The 18,046-nt window shown below is 61.8% G+C and carries 18 protein-coding genes; 1 reads left to right on the top strand and 17 read right to left on the bottom strand.

Features of this window, described 5'->3' with window-relative positions; genetic code table 11:
* Positions 1-16: 16 nt before the first annotated feature.
* The 17 genes from U5822_RS13260 to U5822_RS13180 all read right to left on the bottom strand — a co-directional run bounded on the left by U5822_RS13260 (position 17) and on the right by U5822_RS13180 (position 17,283).
* Positions 17-1,009, bottom strand: a complete 993-nt coding sequence (locus U5822_RS13260; RefSeq protein WP_322856094.1) for a zinc-dependent alcohol dehydrogenase family protein — start codon at positions 1,007-1,009, stop codon at positions 17-19.
* A gap of 25 nt (positions 1,010-1,034) precedes the next feature.
* Positions 1,035-1,781 (bottom strand): sulfite exporter TauE/SafE family protein, encoded by a 747-nt coding sequence (locus U5822_RS13255; RefSeq protein ID WP_322856093.1) that lies wholly within the window; start codon positions 1,779-1,781, stop codon positions 1,035-1,037.
* Positions 1,782-1,793: 12 nt separating this feature from the next.
* Entirely contained in the window at positions 1,794-3,941 is a 2,148-nt protein-coding gene (locus U5822_RS13250; protein ID WP_322856092.1) for a TRAP transporter permease, read from the bottom strand.
* 2 nt (positions 3,942-3,943) lie between these two features.
* A complete protein-coding gene (locus U5822_RS13245) occupies positions 3,944-4,951 on the bottom strand; it encodes a TAXI family TRAP transporter solute-binding subunit (protein ID WP_322856091.1) in 1,008 nt (335 codons plus the stop codon).
* Between the two features lie 221 nt (positions 4,952-5,172).
* Positions 5,173-6,663, bottom strand: coding sequence for a sodium/proline symporter PutP (putP, locus tag U5822_RS13240; protein ID WP_425259418.1), 1,491 nt, complete (start codon positions 6,661-6,663; stop codon positions 5,173-5,175).
* Between the two features lie 303 nt (positions 6,664-6,966).
* The gene (putP, locus tag U5822_RS13235; RefSeq protein WP_322856089.1) at positions 6,967-8,457 is read right to left on the bottom strand and encodes a sodium/proline symporter PutP; all 1,491 of its coding nucleotides are present in this window, start codon (positions 8,455-8,457) and stop codon (positions 6,967-6,969) included.
* An 85-nt stretch (positions 8,458-8,542) separates the two neighbouring features.
* Positions 8,543-9,310, bottom strand: coding sequence for an AraC family transcriptional regulator (locus U5822_RS13230; RefSeq protein WP_322856088.1), 768 nt, complete (start codon positions 9,308-9,310; stop codon positions 8,543-8,545).
* Positions 9,311-9,349: 39 nt separating this feature from the next.
* Positions 9,350-9,985: a dTMP kinase gene (gene tmk, locus U5822_RS13225; RefSeq protein WP_322856087.1), complete on the bottom strand. Its 636-nt coding sequence runs from the start codon at positions 9,983-9,985 to the stop codon at positions 9,350-9,352.
* The gene (mltG, locus tag U5822_RS13220; protein WP_322856086.1) at positions 9,985-11,040 is read right to left on the bottom strand and encodes an endolytic transglycosylase MltG; all 1,056 of its coding nucleotides are present in this window, start codon (positions 11,038-11,040) and stop codon (positions 9,985-9,987) included. The genes tmk and mltG overlap by 1 nt, the downstream gene beginning before the upstream one ends.
* Positions 11,041-11,045: 5 nt before the next feature.
* On the bottom strand, positions 11,046-11,861 hold the full coding sequence (locus U5822_RS13215; protein WP_322856085.1) for an aminotransferase class IV: 816 nt from the start codon (positions 11,859-11,861) through the stop codon (positions 11,046-11,048).
* Positions 11,862-11,869: 8 nt separating this feature from the next.
* Entirely contained in the window at positions 11,870-13,117 is a 1,248-nt protein-coding gene (gene fabF / locus U5822_RS13210) for a beta-ketoacyl-ACP synthase II (RefSeq protein ID WP_322856084.1), read from the bottom strand.
* 130 nt (positions 13,118-13,247) lie between these two features.
* Positions 13,248-13,481, bottom strand: coding sequence for an acyl carrier protein (gene acpP, locus U5822_RS13205; protein ID WP_007154069.1), 234 nt, complete (start codon positions 13,479-13,481; stop codon positions 13,248-13,250).
* Between the two features lie 133 nt (positions 13,482-13,614).
* Entirely contained in the window at positions 13,615-14,358 is a 744-nt protein-coding gene (fabG, locus tag U5822_RS13200) for a 3-oxoacyl-ACP reductase FabG (protein ID WP_322856083.1), read from the bottom strand.
* A 16-nt stretch (positions 14,359-14,374) separates the two neighbouring features.
* Positions 14,375-15,313, bottom strand: a complete 939-nt coding sequence (fabD, locus tag U5822_RS13195; RefSeq protein ID WP_322856082.1) for an ACP S-malonyltransferase — start codon at positions 15,311-15,313, stop codon at positions 14,375-14,377.
* Positions 15,314-15,425: 112 nt separating this feature from the next.
* Complete coding sequence (plsX, locus tag U5822_RS13190) at positions 15,426-16,427, bottom strand: phosphate acyltransferase PlsX (RefSeq protein WP_375170380.1); 1,002 nt, start codon at positions 16,425-16,427, stop codon at positions 15,426-15,428.
* Between the two features lie 42 nt (positions 16,428-16,469).
* Positions 16,470-16,649 (bottom strand): 50S ribosomal protein L32, encoded by a 180-nt coding sequence (rpmF, locus tag U5822_RS13185; RefSeq protein ID WP_322856080.1) that lies wholly within the window; start codon positions 16,647-16,649, stop codon positions 16,470-16,472.
* A 79-nt stretch (positions 16,650-16,728) separates the two neighbouring features.
* Complete coding sequence (locus U5822_RS13180) at positions 16,729-17,283, bottom strand: YceD family protein (RefSeq protein WP_322856079.1); 555 nt, start codon at positions 17,281-17,283, stop codon at positions 16,729-16,731.
* Positions 17,284-17,436: 153 nt separating this feature from the next.
* Here U5822_RS13180 and U5822_RS13175 point away from each other — a divergent pair, with 153 nt between their 5' ends.
* Complete coding sequence (locus tag U5822_RS13175) at positions 17,437-18,033, top strand: Maf family protein (protein WP_322856078.1); 597 nt, start codon at positions 17,437-17,439, stop codon at positions 18,031-18,033.
* The last annotated feature ends 13 nt before the right edge of the window (positions 18,034-18,046 follow it).

Raw genomic sequence — 18,046 nt, 5'->3', positions numbered from 1 at the left:
TTATGCCTGCAGGAACTCAGCGTTCCAGCAGGATCTTGCCGACCGCCTGGCCTGATTCGATCAGGCGATGGGCCTCGCTGATCTCGGTGAACTTAAAGCGCTTGCTGTCCAGCAGCGGCTTGACCTTGCCCTGCTCCAGCAGGTCGCACAGGGCCTTCAGCAGCTTCGGCTGATCATCCATGCCAACGCCGTGCAGCAGTGAAATGGAACGGAAGATCACGTGCAGGGTCAGGCTCTTGGCGTGCATCTGACTGAGGTCGTGACTGGAGCGGGTGTTGATCGAGCACAGGCGACCATTCACCGCCGTGGCTTCGATGGACCGGTCCACGTTCACGCCGCCCACGGTGTCGAACACCAGGCTGAAGCCCTTGCCGCCGGTCAGGCGTTGCTTGTAGTCCTCGACCGACTCATCCTTGTAGAAGATGATGTCGTCGGCACCGAGATCGCGGGCCAGCTCGGCCTTCTCCTCGCTGGACACGGTGGTCGCCACCCGAGCGCCCAGATACTTGGCGATCTGGATCGCCACATGCCCCACCCCGCCGGTGCCGGCGTGAATCAGCACATGCTCACCGGCCTGGATGCCAGCCCGGTCCACCAGGGCGCTCCAGGCGGTCAGGAACACCAGGGGCAGCGCCGCACACTCGTTCAGGGGCAGGCCCATGGCCGGAGTACGCTTACCCAGCAGGCGCACGTCGGCGATCATGTAATCCGCCAGGGCACCCTGCCAGCCTTTCACGCCGCCGGCGCAGCCGAACACCTCGTCGCCTTCGGAAAAACCGGTTACACCCGGGCCCACCTTGTCGACGACGCCGGAGACATCGCCGTTCAGGATCGCCGGCATGGCCGGTCCGGTCTTGACCAGTCCGGAACGGATCTTGGTTTCGAGCGGATTGACGCTGGAGGCCACCACCTTGATGCGAACCTGGCCCTCGGCCGGCTCCGGGGTGTCCACCTCACGTTCGACGAACACCTCCGGTCCGCCAAATTCCTCAATAACCATTGCTTTCATTGTCTTGCACCTCACTCGTCGGATATCAGTACAGAATCAGTCTCAGGAGAATCGCCACCACCATGACCAGGGTGACGGCCTTGACCCAGCGCGCGCCCTGCTTGCTCATGTTGACCCGGGTCGCGATAAAGGCGCCGGTGACGTTGCCCAGGGCCAGGGTCAGCCCGACCCCCCAACGCACCTGATCGTTAAAGGCGAACACCAGCAGCGCGGCGAAGGTAAACGGCAGCACGATCGACACCTTGAGCACGTTCACCTGGCGCAGGTCGATCTTGAGCATGTGGTAGAGCACCACGATGAACAGCACCCCCACCCCGACCTGAATGAAGCCGCCATACATGCCCACGAAGAACATCGCCAGGTAGATGGCCGGACTCAGCCGGTCGGTGGTCAAGGGTCGGGTATTCAGGGACGGCTGCGGCAGCAGCATGAACACCGAGGCACCAATCATGGCGCACACCAGCACCAGTTCGAACACCGCATCCGGCACCCAGGTGGCCACCCAGGCCCCCAGCAGCGCACCGAGTGTGGCCGGCACCGCCAGGTGCAGGCTCACCATCAGGTTGCCGTGGCCCATGCGGTAGAAGCTGCCCACCGCCATCACACTCTGGAGCGTGACAGCCACCCGGTTGGTGCCGTTGGCGACCTGGGGCGGCAGTCCCAGGAACATCAACAGCGGCAGGGTCAGCATGGAGCCCCCGGCCGACAGCACGTTGATGAAACCGGCGATGCCACCCAGCGCCAGCAGCGCCAGAACCTCGATCAGGGTCATGGGCGGCTTCCGTCAGGCAGCGGCCGGTCGAGCCAACCGCCGGCCCTGGCGACTGCTCCACACGAAGGCAATGATGAAGATCACCAGACCGGCGACGTCGAACAGGATCTGCCCGTGGGGCCAGAGCATGAGCACGCCAATGGGGAACATCAGCACGCGCACCACCGGATTGAGCGGATGTTCCAGGTAGCCTTCCAGGCCGGCGACGATGGCGTAGATGCCAAACAGCGCGAAGCAGAACACCTGCAGCATCTGGTCGAAGTCGCCGGTAATCAAAGGCGAATAGGCGAACAGCAGCGGCACGATGTACAGCCCCTTGGCCAGCTTCCAGGCGGTGAAACCGGTGCGCATCTGGGGCGTACCGGCAATGGCAGCGGCGGCAAAGGCGGTCAGGCACACCGGCGGGGTCACATTGGAGTCCTGGGACAGCCAGAAGATCACCATGTGCGCGGCCACCAGCGCCATTGACAGGGTCGCCGGCGACAGCGCCTGTTCCAACAGTTGGTTGCTGAAGGTATCCGGCACCGACGCCAGCAATTGCTGGGCGGTGGCGCGTTCCATGGGCGAATTCAGCAGCTCCAGCTTGTCCGGCGCCACCAGCATGAAGATGGACTTGGCCTGCTCCGGCAGATTGCCATTCATCACCATGTCCAGCAGCTGGCTCTGGGCGATCAGGTTGTAGATTGCCGGCGCCGACAGCGTGGCCAGTACGATGTAGGCCGCGGTCACCGGCAGACCCATGCCCAGGATCAGCGACGCCAGCGCCACCAGGACGATGGTGATCAACAGGCTGCCGCCGGCCCAGTCGGTGATCATGATCGAGAAGGTATTACCAATACCGGTGGTCGACACCACCATCACGATCAGGCCGACGGTGATCAGCAGGATGGCCGTGGTGGTGATGTTGCGGGCGCCCATCACCATGGCCTCCAGGATGTCCTTCGGCCCCATCGGGTGCTTGGACAACCAGGACGCCACGATGACCGACAGGATGGCGATGCCCGCCGCGTAGGTGGGCGTGAAGCCGTAGACCAGGGCCGCCACCAGCACCACCAAGGGCAGCAGGAAATGCCAGCCGTCCTTGAGCACCTCTTTCAGGCTGGGCGTGTTGTCGTCTTCCAGCTTGATGGCATGGCTGCGCTTGGCCTCGATGCGCACAAACATGGCCACCGACAGGAAATACAGCAGCGCCGGCAGGGCCGCGACCGAAATGATGGTCAGATAGGACACCTGGGTGTAGGACGCCATGATGAAGGCCCCGGCCCCCATCACCGGCGGCATCAGCTGGCCCCCGGTGGAGGCCGCGGCCTCGACCCCGGCGGCAAAGCGCGGCGGGAAACCGGCCTTGCGCATCAGGGGAATGGTGATGACACCGGTGGACACGGTGTTGGCGACACTGGAGCCGGACACCGAGCCCATCAGCCCGGACGAGAACACCGCCACGAACCCCGGGCCACCGACAAAGCGGCCGGCGGCGCAGCGGGCCAGCTCGATGATGAAATCCCCTGCCCCGGACTTCACCAGGAAGGCCCCGAACAGGATGAACATGAAGACGTAAGTCCAGGAAATGCGGGCAATGGACCCGAGCATGCCCTGGCCGCCAATGTAGGAGCGGAACAGCACGGTCTCCCAGGTCAGACCCGGGAAATTGAAGATGCCGTCCACGTACTGGCCCCACCAGGCCACGTAGGACAGCGCCAGGATACATAGCACCGGAATAAACCAGCCCACGGTCCGGCGGGCAAATTCGAGAATCAGCAGCACCGCAGCGATGGAGAAGATCCAGTCCCCAGTGCTGAAATTAACGCCACGCTCGTAGAGCGCATTTTCGAACAGCATCAGGTAGACGGCACAGGCCAGGGCCGCCAGCCCGAGGAACACATCGACACCCAGAACCAGGCGCTGGCCGGACACCGAGCGCGCCTTCAGCATGGGCGTGGTCAGGGCGCAGATGAGACCGAACAGGCCGAAGTGCAGCGCCGAGGTCCACAGCTCGGACAGCGTGGACACGGTGTTGAAATAGAGGTGGATCAGCGAGGTTACGATGGCCAAACCAAAAATCACCGGCCCTAGGAGCCGGTGATCGAGGCGTTCGCTGGCTTCGCTCGCGCTTTCGTCGCGAACCTCAGAGAGAGGTTCGCTCGTTGGTTGCTCTGCCACGGTTACTCCGCAATCAGTCGCTCGGGGATCTCAAGGCCCTGCTCCCGGTAGAAACGGGCAGCCCCCGGGTGCAGCGGCATGGGCAGGCCGGCAATCGCCTTTTCCAGCGCCATGGCCTTGGTGGCCGGGTGAATGTTGTTCAGGAACGGCAGGTTGGCATAGATCGTCTTGGTGATCTGGTACACATCCTCTTCGGAAACATCCGCACGGGCCGCCATGATGTTCGGCTGGGCGATGGTGTTGATGTCCTTGTCCTGGTTCGGGTAAGTCCCGGCCGGGATGGTGTACGGGGTCCACAGCTCGAAGTCGCTGTTGACCTTGGCCAACTGCTCGGCGGTGAAGTCCAGGGTGGTGATGTCATCGCCCAGGTTGGCGTAGGCACGGGTCACGGCCGAGGCCGGCACGCCCGCCGGAATGTTCATGCCGTCGATGTTGCCGTTCTGCATGGCATCGGCACTGGGACCGTAGCCCAGGTAGGCGATGTCCACCTGCTCAAGATCGACGCCGACCTTGCCCAGGATGAAGCGGCCAGAGCCTTCGGTACCGGAGTTGCGGGCACCGATGGAGAAGCTTTCGCCGTACAGGTTGGTCATGTCGGAGATGGTGCCGGAGTCCACCACGCTGTTACGCACCACGAAGTGCTCAACGTTCTGCCACAGCATGGAAACCGAGCGCAGGTTCTTGTAGGCCTTGGGGACCGGACCGGTGCCATTCCAGGCGTAGGCGCCGTACAGGCCCTGCAGGATGCCGAACTGGATCTGGCCTTCGTCCATCAGTTTCAGGTTCTCGCCGGAACCGGCGGAGCTGATGGCGGACACGGAGATGTTGGTCTGGGGCTCGAGCTTGACCTTGACCAGGGTGGAGATGGCCACGCCAACCGGGTAGTAAGTGCCACCGGTGGTGGCGGTACCCATCACATAATTGCCTTCGGCCTGGAGGCCGGAGGAGAACGAAACGGCGGCGGCAGCGACCACACCCTTGGCAGTCCTGCTCAGACTCTTGGTATTCATAAGCCTTAATCCTCAGATGGTTATAGTTATTTCGGGACGCGTTCCAAGTCTTTATCACGGTAGCGGTTTGGCGAAACGACTGCCAGCCGCAAGACCACGGCTTCGACTTATGTATAAGACCCGCACGCCACCCGGGCAAGAAAAAAGCCCCCGTCATTGCTGACGGGGGCTTTCGGTAGTGCCAGCCGAAACCCGGCAATCACCGGGTCCGGCCCTGCCGGTTACGGCAGGTTGTGATAGCGCTCTTTGATGGCCTTGTCGAAGCCGGCCAGGATCTCCGCGTGCGGCTTGTCACCGAACTTGGACACCAGCACGATGGCGATGGTGGCGAAGATGAAGCCCGGAATGATCTCGTACAGGTCCAGCAGGCCGCCGGACATGTTGCCCCAGATCACCACGGTGGCACCCCCCACAACAACACCGGCGATGGCGCCGTTGCGGGTCATGTTACGCCAGAACAGCGACAGGATCAGCGCCGGACCGAAGGCCGCACCGAAGCCAGCCCAGGCGTAGGAGACCAGCTCCAGGACCTTGCTGTCCGGGTTCAGACCCAGGATACAGGCGATGATGGCAATGCCCACAACGGCCAAGCGACCCACCCAGACCAGCTCTTCCTGGGACGCGTCCTTGCGGAACAGCGCCTTGTAGAAATCCTCGGCCAGGGCGGAAGACGACACCAGCAGCTGGGAGTCGGCGGTGCTCATGATCGCGGCCAGGATGGCGGCCAGCAGGATACCGGCTATGATCGGATGGAACAGCGCATCCACCAGCAGCATGAAGGCGCGCTCACCATCCTCCAGAGGCGTCTCGAAGTAGCCGATGGCAGCGAAACCACACAGCAGCGCGCCCAGCAGGCCCAGGCCACTCCAGGTTACGGCAATGCGACGGGCATTGGGTACGTCGTCTTCGCTACGGATGGCCTTGAAACGGGCCAGGATGTGCGGCTGACCGAAGTAACCCAGCCCCCAACCCAGCAGGGACAGGATCGACAGGACACCCAGGGCGGTACCGTCGGTGCTGGTGAAGGCGTCGAGGAACTCGGGGTTCTTCGCTTCCATGGCAGCGGTGGTCGCACCCCAGCCGCCATCGGCACTGATGGCCATGATCGGCACCAGCAGCAGCGCGGCGAACATCAGCAGGCCCTGGATCACGTCGGTCCAGGTAACCGCCAGGAAGCCACCGAAGAAGGTGTAGGAAACAACGGCAACGGTGCCGACGATGACCGCCACGGTGTAGTCGAGGCCGAACACGGTTTCAAACAGCTTGCCGCCTGCAACCAGACCGGAGCTGGTGTAGAACAGGAAGAACAGCAGAATAAAGAAGGCACACACCACGCGCAGGATGCGGCTGGTGTCGTTAAAGCGGTTTTCGAAGAAGGACGGCAGCGTCAGCGAGTCACCGGCAGACTGCGAGTAGGTCCGCAGACGGCTGGCCACAAACAGCCAGTTCAGCCAGGTACCGGCCAGCAGGCCAACGGCGATCCAGATCGCTTCGTAACCGGCGGCGTAGGCGTAGCCCGGGAGGCCGAGCAGCAGCCAGCCACTCATGTCCGAAGCGCCGGCACTGATCGCAGACGGCAGCGGCCCGAGGCTACGACCGCCCAGGATGTAATCGGACAGGTTTGACGTACGTTTCCAGGCTACATAGCCGATGCCGAGCATCAGCAAAATGTAGGCGATGAAGGTAATGCTGATACCAACACTATTTCCTATCATTCAGTTTTCTCCCCGTGCGCTAACTGGGTTGGTTATTATTGGCTTTGGAACGGACTCCCTACGCTCCCGGCCGAGTTTCAGACCTGCGTACGTTAGTATTACTACGGATCACAAACTTGCAAAATCCTACGTTTTTTTTGAAAAAACCTCCAAAACACCAAGATTTTTTTAAAATTAGCCTATTTCTCACGAAAACCAAAAAACAGAAGGCGTTGTGCCCCGGGCGATTCGACCGAACGGAAAAGGCTCCCGCGGGAGCCTTGTCCATCTACCTGATCAGAGCACAACGTGCTCACTGCGTTATCGCGAGATCGCCTGATACTCGCCAGCATCGGCTGTCGCCAGGCTCACGACCATGATCGCAATCCAGGCGGCAATGAATCCTGGAATGATCTCGTAGACCCCTGGACCACCCATGAATTCACCGTTCCATCCCAGCGAAATCCAGATCATGACCGTCGCGGCGCCGGCGATCATGCCCGCGATGGCACCGGCGCCATTGGTGCGCGGCCACATCAGGGACAGGATAATCAGCGGACCAAAGGCGGCACCGAAGCCTGCCCAGGCGTTACTGACCAGCGCCAACACCTGCGAGTCGGGGTCCGATGCAATGGTGGCAGCAACCAGGCCCACCAGCACGACGCAACCCCGGCCGACGTTCACGCACTCCCGGTCACTCGCTTCCTTGCGCAGGAACAGGCGGTAGAAATCTTCCGTGAGTGACGACGATGACACCAGAAGCTGGCTGGAGATGGTGCTCATCACCGCCGCCAACAGTGCCGCATAGAGGAAACCGGTGATCAGCGGATGGAACAACAGGTCAGACAGGATGATGAAGATGGTTTCCGGATCCTGAACGTCCAGGCCATTGCGAACCGCGTAAGCCCGACCGAAGATACCGAGAGACACGGCACCGATGAGCGAGATCGCCATCCAGCTCATGCCGATATTGCGCGCCGTCGGCACGTCTTTCAGGGTACGGATTGCCATGAAACGCACGATAATATGGGGCTGACCGAAATAACCCAGACCCCAGGTAACGGCGGACAACCAACCGATGATGGTCAATCCTTCCGTCCAGGACAGTAGATTCGGATCGACCTCATTGAGCGTCTGTGATGCCTGGGCGAACCCGCCACCGCCTTCGCCAAAGAGTACGACAGTCGGCATGATCACCAGCGCCAGCATCATGATGCAGCCCTGCACAAAGTCGGTCATGCTCACCGCCAGGAAACCGCCCACAACCGTGTACACCAACACGACACCCAGTGTGATCACGATGCCGACGGCGTAGTCACTGAGGCCGCCAAAGTTAAAAATGCCGGCAAAGGCACTTTCGAACAGCTTGCCACCGGCAACCAGGCCGGATGCTGTGTAAACCGCGAAGAATATGACAATGACAATGGCCGATACCGTACGAAGGGAGAGCGCCTGGCTGGGGAATCGGTTCGCCAGAAACGAGGGGATCGTGATGGCGTTGCCATAGTGAACCGTCTGTTCGCGCAGCCGGGGGGCGACCAGAGTCCAGTTGAAGAACGCGCCGACCAAAAGGCCGATACCGATCCACGCTGACCCCAAACCAGATACGAACAGCGCTCCCGGAAGTCCCAGCAGCAACCAACCACTCATGTCCGAAGCACCGGCAGACAGGGCTGCCACTTTGGGGCTGAGCGATCGCCCACCCAACATGTAATCTTCCGATGAAGACGTGGACGTGCGCATCGCATAAACGCCAATGGCGATCATGATCGCAAAGTAAGCAAACAGACTTATCCAAACACCAATAGCCATAACGCTCCTCCGGTTGAATGAGTCGGATGGTATCCGCTCGAAATGCACTCGGTGGCTCGCAGAACGAGCCACTCACGCGAGTTCTTCACCTGGCCTGTAATTTGGCCGGTGTAATCCCTTTGTGTTTGCGCAACGAATTGGTCAGGGCGCTCTGCGACGAAAAACCTGATCGATAACTGATTTCCGAGACAGAGAGTGACGTTGAGGCCAGCAGATTAACCGCCTGATCGAGACGAATCTGAAGAAGAAATTGGTGGGGCGTGATACCAGCGACATCCCGAAAGACTTCATAAAAACGACTCACCCCCAGGCAGGCTTCATCCGCCAGTTCCTTGACTGAAATCTTCCGGTGGAGATTCGCGATGATGTAACGCTGGATGGCGTCGAGATTGAGGCTGTGACGACTGGGATGGTGAACCGACCGATCGACGATCCGATCCGCCATGCAATACAGAATACTGGCGGCCAGATGTCCATGAAGCGTGACGTTCTCGGGGGCACGGTCGAATTCATTTGCTGCGAATTGAACCATTCCGTGCAGTTGGCTATCCATGTGGATCGTGCGCGGCTTTTCGAAGACCCGCATCATCTGCTCATAGTCAGCATGAGAAGGAGACGAGGTCATGGGGCTGGCAGGGTTGAGGTTGATAACCAGAACGTGGTTCTGCTGATCACCACAATAGTCGTGCCACGCCCCGGTAGGGACCAGGCAGGCTTTCCATGTGTTGAGCTGGGATCCCCTGCCTTCGACGCTTACGACTGCCTCGCCCTTCACTCCCACCACAATCTGGTGATGCCCATGGCAATGCTGATGGGATGTGGTCGGCAACTCCATTAGTCGAGCATCTAACATAGACGCAAGCGCACCTTAATAATTGATAATATTACTCAATTAAAGCAGATCTGAATAAAACTTGCACACCAGCGCCTTCACGCTGGCGCTGACCTGGTCCAGGGGACGGGCGGCATCCACCACGCTGTAGCGCGACGGCGCGGCTTTCGCCCTGGCCAAATAGGTGTTCCGTATACGCTGAAAAAACGAAATGGCTTCCTGCTCGAAGCGATCCAGCTCGCCCCGTTGCCGGGCCCGCTTCATACCGGTTTCGACCGGCGCGTCCAGCAGAATGATGTGGTCCGGTCGGACCTCGCCCTGCACCAGCGTCTCCAGCAGGGCGATGCGTTCACTCGGCACCCCACGCCCGCCGCCCTGGTAGGCAAAGGTGGCATCGGTGAAGCGGTCGCACAGCACCCACTGGCCGCGCTCCAGCGCTGGCAGGATGTGGGTGTGCAGGTGTTGGGCCCGGGCCGCAAACATCAGCAGCAGTTCGGTGAGGTCGTTGACCGGCTCGTCCCGGGGTGCCAACAGCAGGTCGCGGATGGCCTCGGCCATGGGCGTGCCGCCGGGCTCCCGGGTCACCACCACATCCACCCCCAGATCCTCGAGGGTGGCCGCGGCGTTGGCCAACTGGGTCGATTTGCCAACCCCTTCGGTGCCCTCGAACGTAATGAACTGACCACGCTTGATCATCAGGAATCCCCGTTGCCACTGGTCGGGGCCGGAGAGGACCGGTAGTCCTTGCGGCGATTGAGCTGATATTCACGCACCGCTTTCTGGTGCTCGGCCAGGGTCCGTGAGAATTTGTGGGTGCCGTCACCCCGGGCTACGAAGTACAGGGCCTCGCCATCGTCCGGGTGCAGGGTCGCGTGAATCGCTTCACGGCCGGGCAAGGCGATGGGCGTCGGCGGCAGCCCGTCGATGCGGTAGGTGTTGTAGGGAGTATGGGTGCGCAAGTCCTTGCTGCCGATGCGGCCCTGGTATTTGTCACCCATGCCGTAGATCACCGTGGGATCGGTCTGCAGGCGCATGCCTTTCTGCAGCCGGCGCACAAACACCCCGGCCACCTGCTCGCGCTCGTGGGGCGCGCCGGTCTCGCGCTCGACGATGGAGGCCATGATCAGTGCTTCGTAAGGCGAGTCGTAGGGCAGGCCCTTCGCCCTGCCCTCCCACTCCTCGGCCAGCACCGAGCTCATGGTGTTGAAGGCGCGCTTGAGCAGGTCCAGATCCGACTCGGTGCTGGTGAACAGGTAGGTGTCCGGAAAGAACCGGCCCTCAGGGTGTTCACCCTCGGCGCCTACCGCCGCCATGATCTCGGCGTCGGTCCAGTCCGCCGTCACCTGCTTCAGACGTTCGGTATTAGCCAGGGCGGCGCGCATGTCGCGGAAGGTCCAGCCCTCGATGAATTGCACCGACCACATCTTGGTGTCGCCGGCGACCATGGCCGCCACCATGTCGCGCGCGGTCATGCCACCGGTGAATTCGTACTCCCCGGCCTGAATCCTGGCCTGGGCCGGATAGATCCGGCCATACAGGCGCAACCACAGGCTGTCGGACACCAGCCCCGCCTGCTCCAGGTCCCGGGCCACCTGACTGAAGGCGGTGCCGCTGGGCACGTTGAACAGCACCGGCTCATCGAGCACCACGGGCATTTCCAGGGTTTTCAGCCCCTGCCACAGCCAGAGGGCAGTCCCGGCCGACACCAGTACAACGGCACAAACCGAGGCGATCAGTAACTTCTTAAGCAAGGGTTTTATTCCAGTAGTTCCAGAGGGTTGAAGATTGTCGCAAGTCCGGTATCGACAGGCAAATCATGATCGGCCAGGGTGCGAACCGGCACCACGCCGAGCACGCTGTTGAGCAGGAACAGCCCCTGGCACTCCGGGCCGGTCACATCGGCCATGGTGATCGGTTGCTCGAGAACCGGCTCACCGCGGGCGCGTAGCCGCTCCAACAGCCACTCCCGCAACACCCCGGCCACAGCCAGGGTCGATGCCGGCGGGGTGACCCAGCCGAGACTGGTTTTCAGCAGCACATTGGTACGCGTGCCTTCGACCAGCTCGCCCCGGGCGTTGGACATCAGGACTTCAAACAGGGAGCCCTGGATGTCCTGGGCCGCCATGACCTGCTCCAGGCGGTTGAGGGATTTGATGCCGGCCAGCAGCGGATTGACGGTCAGCGGGACCCGGGAAAAATCGGCCACCACTCCGGCCGGGTCCGGCATGGGTGGCAGCGGCGCGGCAGACACCAAGAGGTTCGGGGTCATACCCGGGTCGGCCCGGTAGCCCCGGCCGCCGGCACCGCGGGTGAGGGTCAGTTTCAGCACCCAGCCCTCGTCGTCCGATCGGGGCCAGCGCTCGACGGCGCGCGCGCAGACCGATTGCAGGTCGCGCCGCGACACCGGAATACCGAGCCGGGCCGCATCCCGGGTCAGGCGAGCCAGATGGCGGGACAGCAACAGCCCCTGGCGCCCCTGCATCCGGATGGTCTCGAACAGCCCGTCGCCGTAGGCCAGCCCGCGATCGGTCGCGGGCAGCCCCTGCTCGTCGGCCCAGAACACATGGGGCATGGCCCGGGTCAGTCCTCGAAGCGACGGAAGATCAGGGTGCCGTTGGTACCGCCAAACCCGAAGGAGTTGGACAGCGCCACCCGGGCATCCGACTTCCGGCTCTGGTTGGCGACAAAGTCCAGGTCACAGCCCTCGTCCGGATTGTCCAGATTGATGGTCGGGGGCAGCACGCCATCGCGGAGCGCCAGCACCGAGAAGATGCCTTCCACGGCACCGGCGGCGCCCAGCAGGTGGCCGGTCATGGACTTGGTGCTGCTCATTGCGAGCTTGCTGGCGTGGTCACCAAACACGCTCTTCACCGCCGCCACCTCGGCCACGTCTCCGACCTGGGTGGAGGTGCCGTGGGCGTTGATGTAGTCGACCTGGGCCGGATCCAGACCGGCGTCGCGCAGGGCGTTCTTCATCGAACGGGCCGCGCCCTCGCCGGTCTCCGGGGGTGCGGTAATGTGGTGGGCGTCGTCGCTCATACCGAAGCCAACGATCTCGCCATAGATGGTCGCGCCCCGCTTGCGGGCGTGCTCCAGGTCTTCCAGCACCATGACACCGGCGCCGTCGCTGAGCACAAAGCCGTCACGCTCACGATCCCAGGGCCGACTGGCCTTCTCCGGTTCCTCGTTGCGCGTAGACAGCGCCCGGGCCGCGGAAAAGGCGGCAATGCCGGTGCGGGTGGTGGCCATTTCCGAGCCGCCTGCCAGCATCACATCGGCGTCGCCGTAGGCGATGGTCCGGGCGGCGTAGCCGATGTTGTGGGTACCGGTGGTACAGGCGGTCACAATCGCGATGTTCGGGCCGCGGTAGCCAAAGCGGATGGCGGCGTTACCGGAAATCATGTTGATCACCGACGCGGGCACGAAGAACGGAGACACCTTGCGCGGGCCCGACTTCTCCATGGTGATCACGTTCTTTTCAATGTACTCCAGGCCGCCGATTCCGGAACCGATGGCGATACCGGCGCGGTCCTTGTCGAGGCCGTCGTAGTCGGCCAGACCACTGTCGTCGACCGCCTGCTGGGCGGCAATCAGGCCGTAATGAATAAAGGCGTCGAGCTTTCTGGCTTCCTTGCTAGACAACCAGGGCTCAAGATCCAGATTCTTGATCGCGCCGCCGATGCGGGTGGAATAGCCGGAAGCGTCAAAGCGCTCAATCATGCCAATGCCACTACGCCCGGACTGGACGCCCTCCCAGGAACTCTGCACGTCGTTGCCCAGCGGCGACAACATGCCCATGCCCGTGATGACAACCCGTCGTTTGCTCATATCCTCATTCACCTGAAACGTTTCTGGTGCGCCACAGCGCCGTTAAAACCGGAATGTCAGCCAATAAAAAAGCCGTCCTTCGTATGATATCAAGGACGGCTTCTTGCCTGGCTTTTACGACTGCAGAGTATCAGGTGTGCGCGACAATGTAGTCGATCGCGTCCTGAACACTGGCCAGCTTCTCGGCTTCTTCATCGGGAATCTCGGTTTCGAATTCCTCTTCCAGTGCCATGACCAGCTCAACGGTGTCCAGTGAGTCAGCGCCAAGATCCTCTACAAAAGAAGAAGTGTTCTGAACTTCGGACTCCTTAACGCCCAGCTGTTCACAAACAATCTTCTTCACGCGCTCTTCAACTGTACTCATAATGTCCTCACTTTGTGTATCGTCCAAGCAACTCAAGTGCTGCCAGTTTAGATTAAACCCTACCCGCAAACAAGCAGGGATTCGGTTAAACATGTTGTGCGACAAGGGGTTGCAATCGAGCAACCGCTGTCGCCTAGCCCATGTACATTCCGCCGTTCACGTGAATGGTCTCGCCGCTCACGTAACCGGCTGCATCTGAAGCCAGGAAGGCAACCACGGCTGCGACTTCCTCCGGCTCACCCAGACGACCAGCGGGTATGATTTCCAGCATAGCCCCACGCTGCTTGTCGTCCAGTTTTTTTGTCATATCAGTGTCAATAAACCCGGGCGCCACACAGTTGGCGGTAATGCCACGGTTCGACATCTCTTTCGCCAGGCTGCGGGTGAAGCCTTCTACCCCGGCCTTGGCGGCGCAGTAGTTGCCCTGGCCCGGGTTACCCATGCCAGCCACCACGGAACTGATGTTGATGATCCGACCCCAGCGCGCCTTGGCCATGCCACGCAGCACCGCCTTGCTGGTGCGGTAGACGCTGGACAGGTTGGTTTCCAGAACCGACGCCCAGTCGTCGTCCTTCATGCGCATCAGCAGGTTGTCGCGGGTGATCCCGGCGTTGTTGACCAGGATGTGGGGCGCACCGGATTTCTCGGTGATGGCCTTCAGGCCGGCATCGATGCTGCCTGGGTCGGCAACGTTCATCACGATGCCGTAGCCCTTCAGGCCGGCGGCCTTCAGATCGTTGGAGATGGTTTCGGCACCCTCGGGACTGGTGGCTGTGCCCACCACTTCGGCGCCCTGCTCGCCCAGTACCCGGGCGATGGCCTTGCCGATACCGCGCGTCGCACCGGTCACCAGTGCGGTTTTGCCTTCCAGAGACATGAAAAACTCCCTTTCGTTAGGACTGATCGAATGCGTCCAGCGCTTTCGCCAATGAATCCGGATCCTCGATGCTGTGCACCGGCAGGCCACGTTCAATGCGTTTGATCAAGCCAGCGAGCACCTTGCCGGTGCCGCATTCAACGGCAACCTCGACGCCGCTGCTGACCAGTGTACGTACCGAATCCGTCCACAGTACCGGCGAATAGAGCTGCTTCAGCAAATTGGCCTTGAGTGTATCGGAATCCGTTTCGGCACCGGCGTTAACATTTTGTATAACCGGTATGACAGCGTCATTAAAGCGCACGTCTTCCAGCGCTTCCGCCAGCTTTTCTGCGGCGCCTCTCATCAACGCACAGTGCGACGGCACACTGACCGGCAGCGGCATGGCCTTGCGCGCGCCCTTCTCTTTGCAGGCTTCGATGGCACGCTCCACCGCCGCGGCGGAACCGGCAATCACCACCTGACCCGGCGCGTTGAAGTTGACCGCAGCCACGACATCGCCCTGGGCCGCAGCCTCGCAGGCGGCGACCACATCGCCGTCGTCGAGGCCGAGAATGGCCGCCATCTTGCCTTCACCGGCAGGCACGGCATCCTGCATCAGTTCGCCGCGCAGGCGCACCAGTTGGACCGCGTCGACGAAGTCGAGGCTTTCCGCCGCCACCAGGGCACTGTACTCACCCAGGCTGTGACCGGCGACGAATGCAGGCTTGTGGCCACCGGCCACGAACCACTGACGCCAGAGGGCCACACTGGCTGTCAGCAGAGCCGGCTGGGTAACCATGGTTTGATTCAGTTCCTCCGCCGGGCCCTTCTGGCACAGGTGCCAGAGGTCGTAACCGAGCGCCTCGGAGGCCTCGGCGAAGGTTTCGCTAATGATGGGCCAGGCTTCGGCTGCTGCGGAGAGCATGCCAACAGACTGGGATCCTTGACCGGGAAAAATAAAGGCTGATTTCATAAGCGGGATCTTAACGTCATTGGAGGGTTACGGGAGATTAGCCAATAGTACAAGGTAGGCGATTTTCCCCGGAATACACGGCCAGTACCCGACAGACTTTAGTCGCGGTCGGTCAGAGCATCAGATCGTCTAGGCGCTCATTGATGCGTCGCGGCACTTCCAGCTCGACCTCGCGCACGGCCTGACGGATGGCCGCCAGCATCGCCCGCTCGTTGGCGTTGCCGTGACTTTTGATCACCACCCCCTGCAGGCCCAGCAGGCTGGCGCCATTGTGGCGAGACGGATCCATCAAACGCAGCAGGCGGCCGATGATAGGCCGAGCCAGCAGGCCAACGAATTTGCCATAGAGGGTACGGGTAAAGGACTGCTCCATCAGCTCGATCAGCAGGCCGGCGACGCCCTCACCGGTTTTCAGGGCGATGTTGCCGACGAAACCGTCACACACCACCACATCGGCGACGTCCCGGAACAGGTCACTGCCTTCGACATAACCGATGTAATTCAGGGTGTCGCACTGGGCCAGCATGTGGGACGCCAGCCGCACCTGCTCATTGCCCTTGATCTCCTCCTCGCCCACGTTCAGCAACGCCACCCGCGGGTCCGACTGGCGGGACACGGCCGAGGCCATGAGCGACCCCATCAGGGCATACTGGTACAGGTTTTCTGCGGTGGAATCGACGTTGGCACCGAGATCCAGCACGTGGCAGCGGCCACGCAGGGAAGGAATCAGTTTGGAAATGGCCGGCCGCTCGATGCCCGGGTACATCCGGATGATGGACCGGCCAAAGGCCATCAACGCTCCGGTGTTGCCGGCACTGACGCAACCCTGCGCCTCACCGTCACGGACCAGGCTGAGGGCAATGGCCATGGAGGAATTCTTCTTGTGCCTCAGGGCATGGGACGGGCGCTCGTTCATGCGCACCACATCCGCCGCTTCGACGATGCGAATCCGGGCATGCCCATCACGCAACAAAGCCTCGAGCTCACTCCGAATTCCCACCAGAACAAGACTCAAGGCTTCGTTTTCGCGTACCGCGTCCAGCGCCGCAGCAACCACTACGGACGCGCCGCGGTCGCCGCTCATGGCGTCAATCGCGATGGTGACCGGCTTCACCGTTTCTCCATCTGACACAGGGCGGCGCCTTCTAGCTACGAATTACTCGTCGCGTGCTTCTACGACCTGCTTGCCGCGGTAGAAGCCATCCGGAGACACGTGGTGACGACGATGAACTTCACCGGTGGTCGGATCGGTGGACAGAGCGGCGGCACTCAGCGCGTCGTGTGAACGGCGCATGCCACGCTTGGAACGGGTCTTACGGTTTTGCTGTACAGCCATGATTATGCTCCTGACCTGTTAACGTGAATAAACGTGTGTTCGATGTACTGCGCCGACTCCCAGCGGAGCCCGCACCTGCTTAATGTTTCGTCTTCTTGAGATCCGCCAGCACGCTGAACGGGTTCTCTTTTTGCGGCTCGTCCGGCTGCTCAGGTTCGCCGTCGGGCTCGTAGGCCTCGAGGTCTTCCCGTGCCGGACATTCGGCCCGCTCGTGCAACGGGAAGGCCGGCAGCACCAGCAACAACTCGTCTTCGACCAAGGACCAGAGGTCCGCGCTGAAATCGTCCGTCAGGAACGGCTCCAGCTCTTTCGGAAGATTCTGTGCCTGCTCGTCGCTGGTCACCAGACCCAGGGTAAATTCGGAATTCAAGACCGTCTGCATGGCACCCATGCAGCGCTGGCATTCCAGATCCACCGTGGCTTCCAGTTCACCCGAAACGATGCGGCGACGCTGGGCATCCTGGTAAAACGACAGCCTGACCCGACACACCGCCTGCTCGTCGACACCCAGAACCGCCTCCCGGAAACGACTCAGCGCGCCAAGGGGAATCTCACCCTCCAGCGTACTGTTCTGTTCCGCCAACCGGTATGGATCGACAGACTTGGGCAACTCGGCGTGTGACGCTTTTGACATAGGCGCGCAATTTTAGGGGCGCGGCCCTCTGGTGTCAAAGACTTCGTGGCGTTTTCACCAGGGGTTCCGCCGCAGATAGAGGTATTTTACGATAACGCCTGACCGGGAACATCCACCGTGGCCATCCCGAACGCACACGCACAGGACGCCGCAATGACTCAAACGCCGCTACTACTGGCCTCCTCCTCGCCCTATCGGCGGGAGCTCCTGGAGCGCCTGGGACTGCCATTCACCACCGCCAGCCCGGACATCGACGAGACCCCGCAGCCGGACGAAAGCGCCGAAGCGCTGGCCCTGCGCCTGGCCGGCAGCAAGGCCCAGGCCCTGGCGACGCAATACCCGGGACACTGGATCATCGGTTCCGATCAGGTCGCCTGCCTGCCCGACGGCACATTGCTGCACAAACCCGGCAACCACGAGCAGGCGGTGCACCAGCTGCAGCAGAGCAGCGGCCATGCAGTGCTGTTCCTGACCGGACTGACCCTGCTGGACGCCGACAGCGGTCGGACCCAACATCACTGCGAGCCGTTCTCGGTGCGATTCCGGGATCTGGAGACCCGGGAGATCGAAGCTTACCTGCGCCGCGAGCAACCCTACGACTGCGCCGGCAGCTTCAAGATGGAAGGACTGGGCATCACCCTGTTCAGCGGCCTGAAAGGTCGTGACCCCAACAGCCTGGTCGGCCTGCCGCTGATCGCACTCACCGACATGCTGCGCCACTGGGGCCGCAACCCGCTGCTGGCCCCCTGACGGCAACCAGCCG

Source organism: Marinobacter qingdaonensis (assembly GCF_034555935.1).
Classification (GTDB): domain Bacteria; phylum Pseudomonadota; class Gammaproteobacteria; order Pseudomonadales; family Oleiphilaceae; genus Marinobacter; species Marinobacter qingdaonensis.
This window is presented reverse-complemented; position numbering and strand designations above follow the sequence as displayed.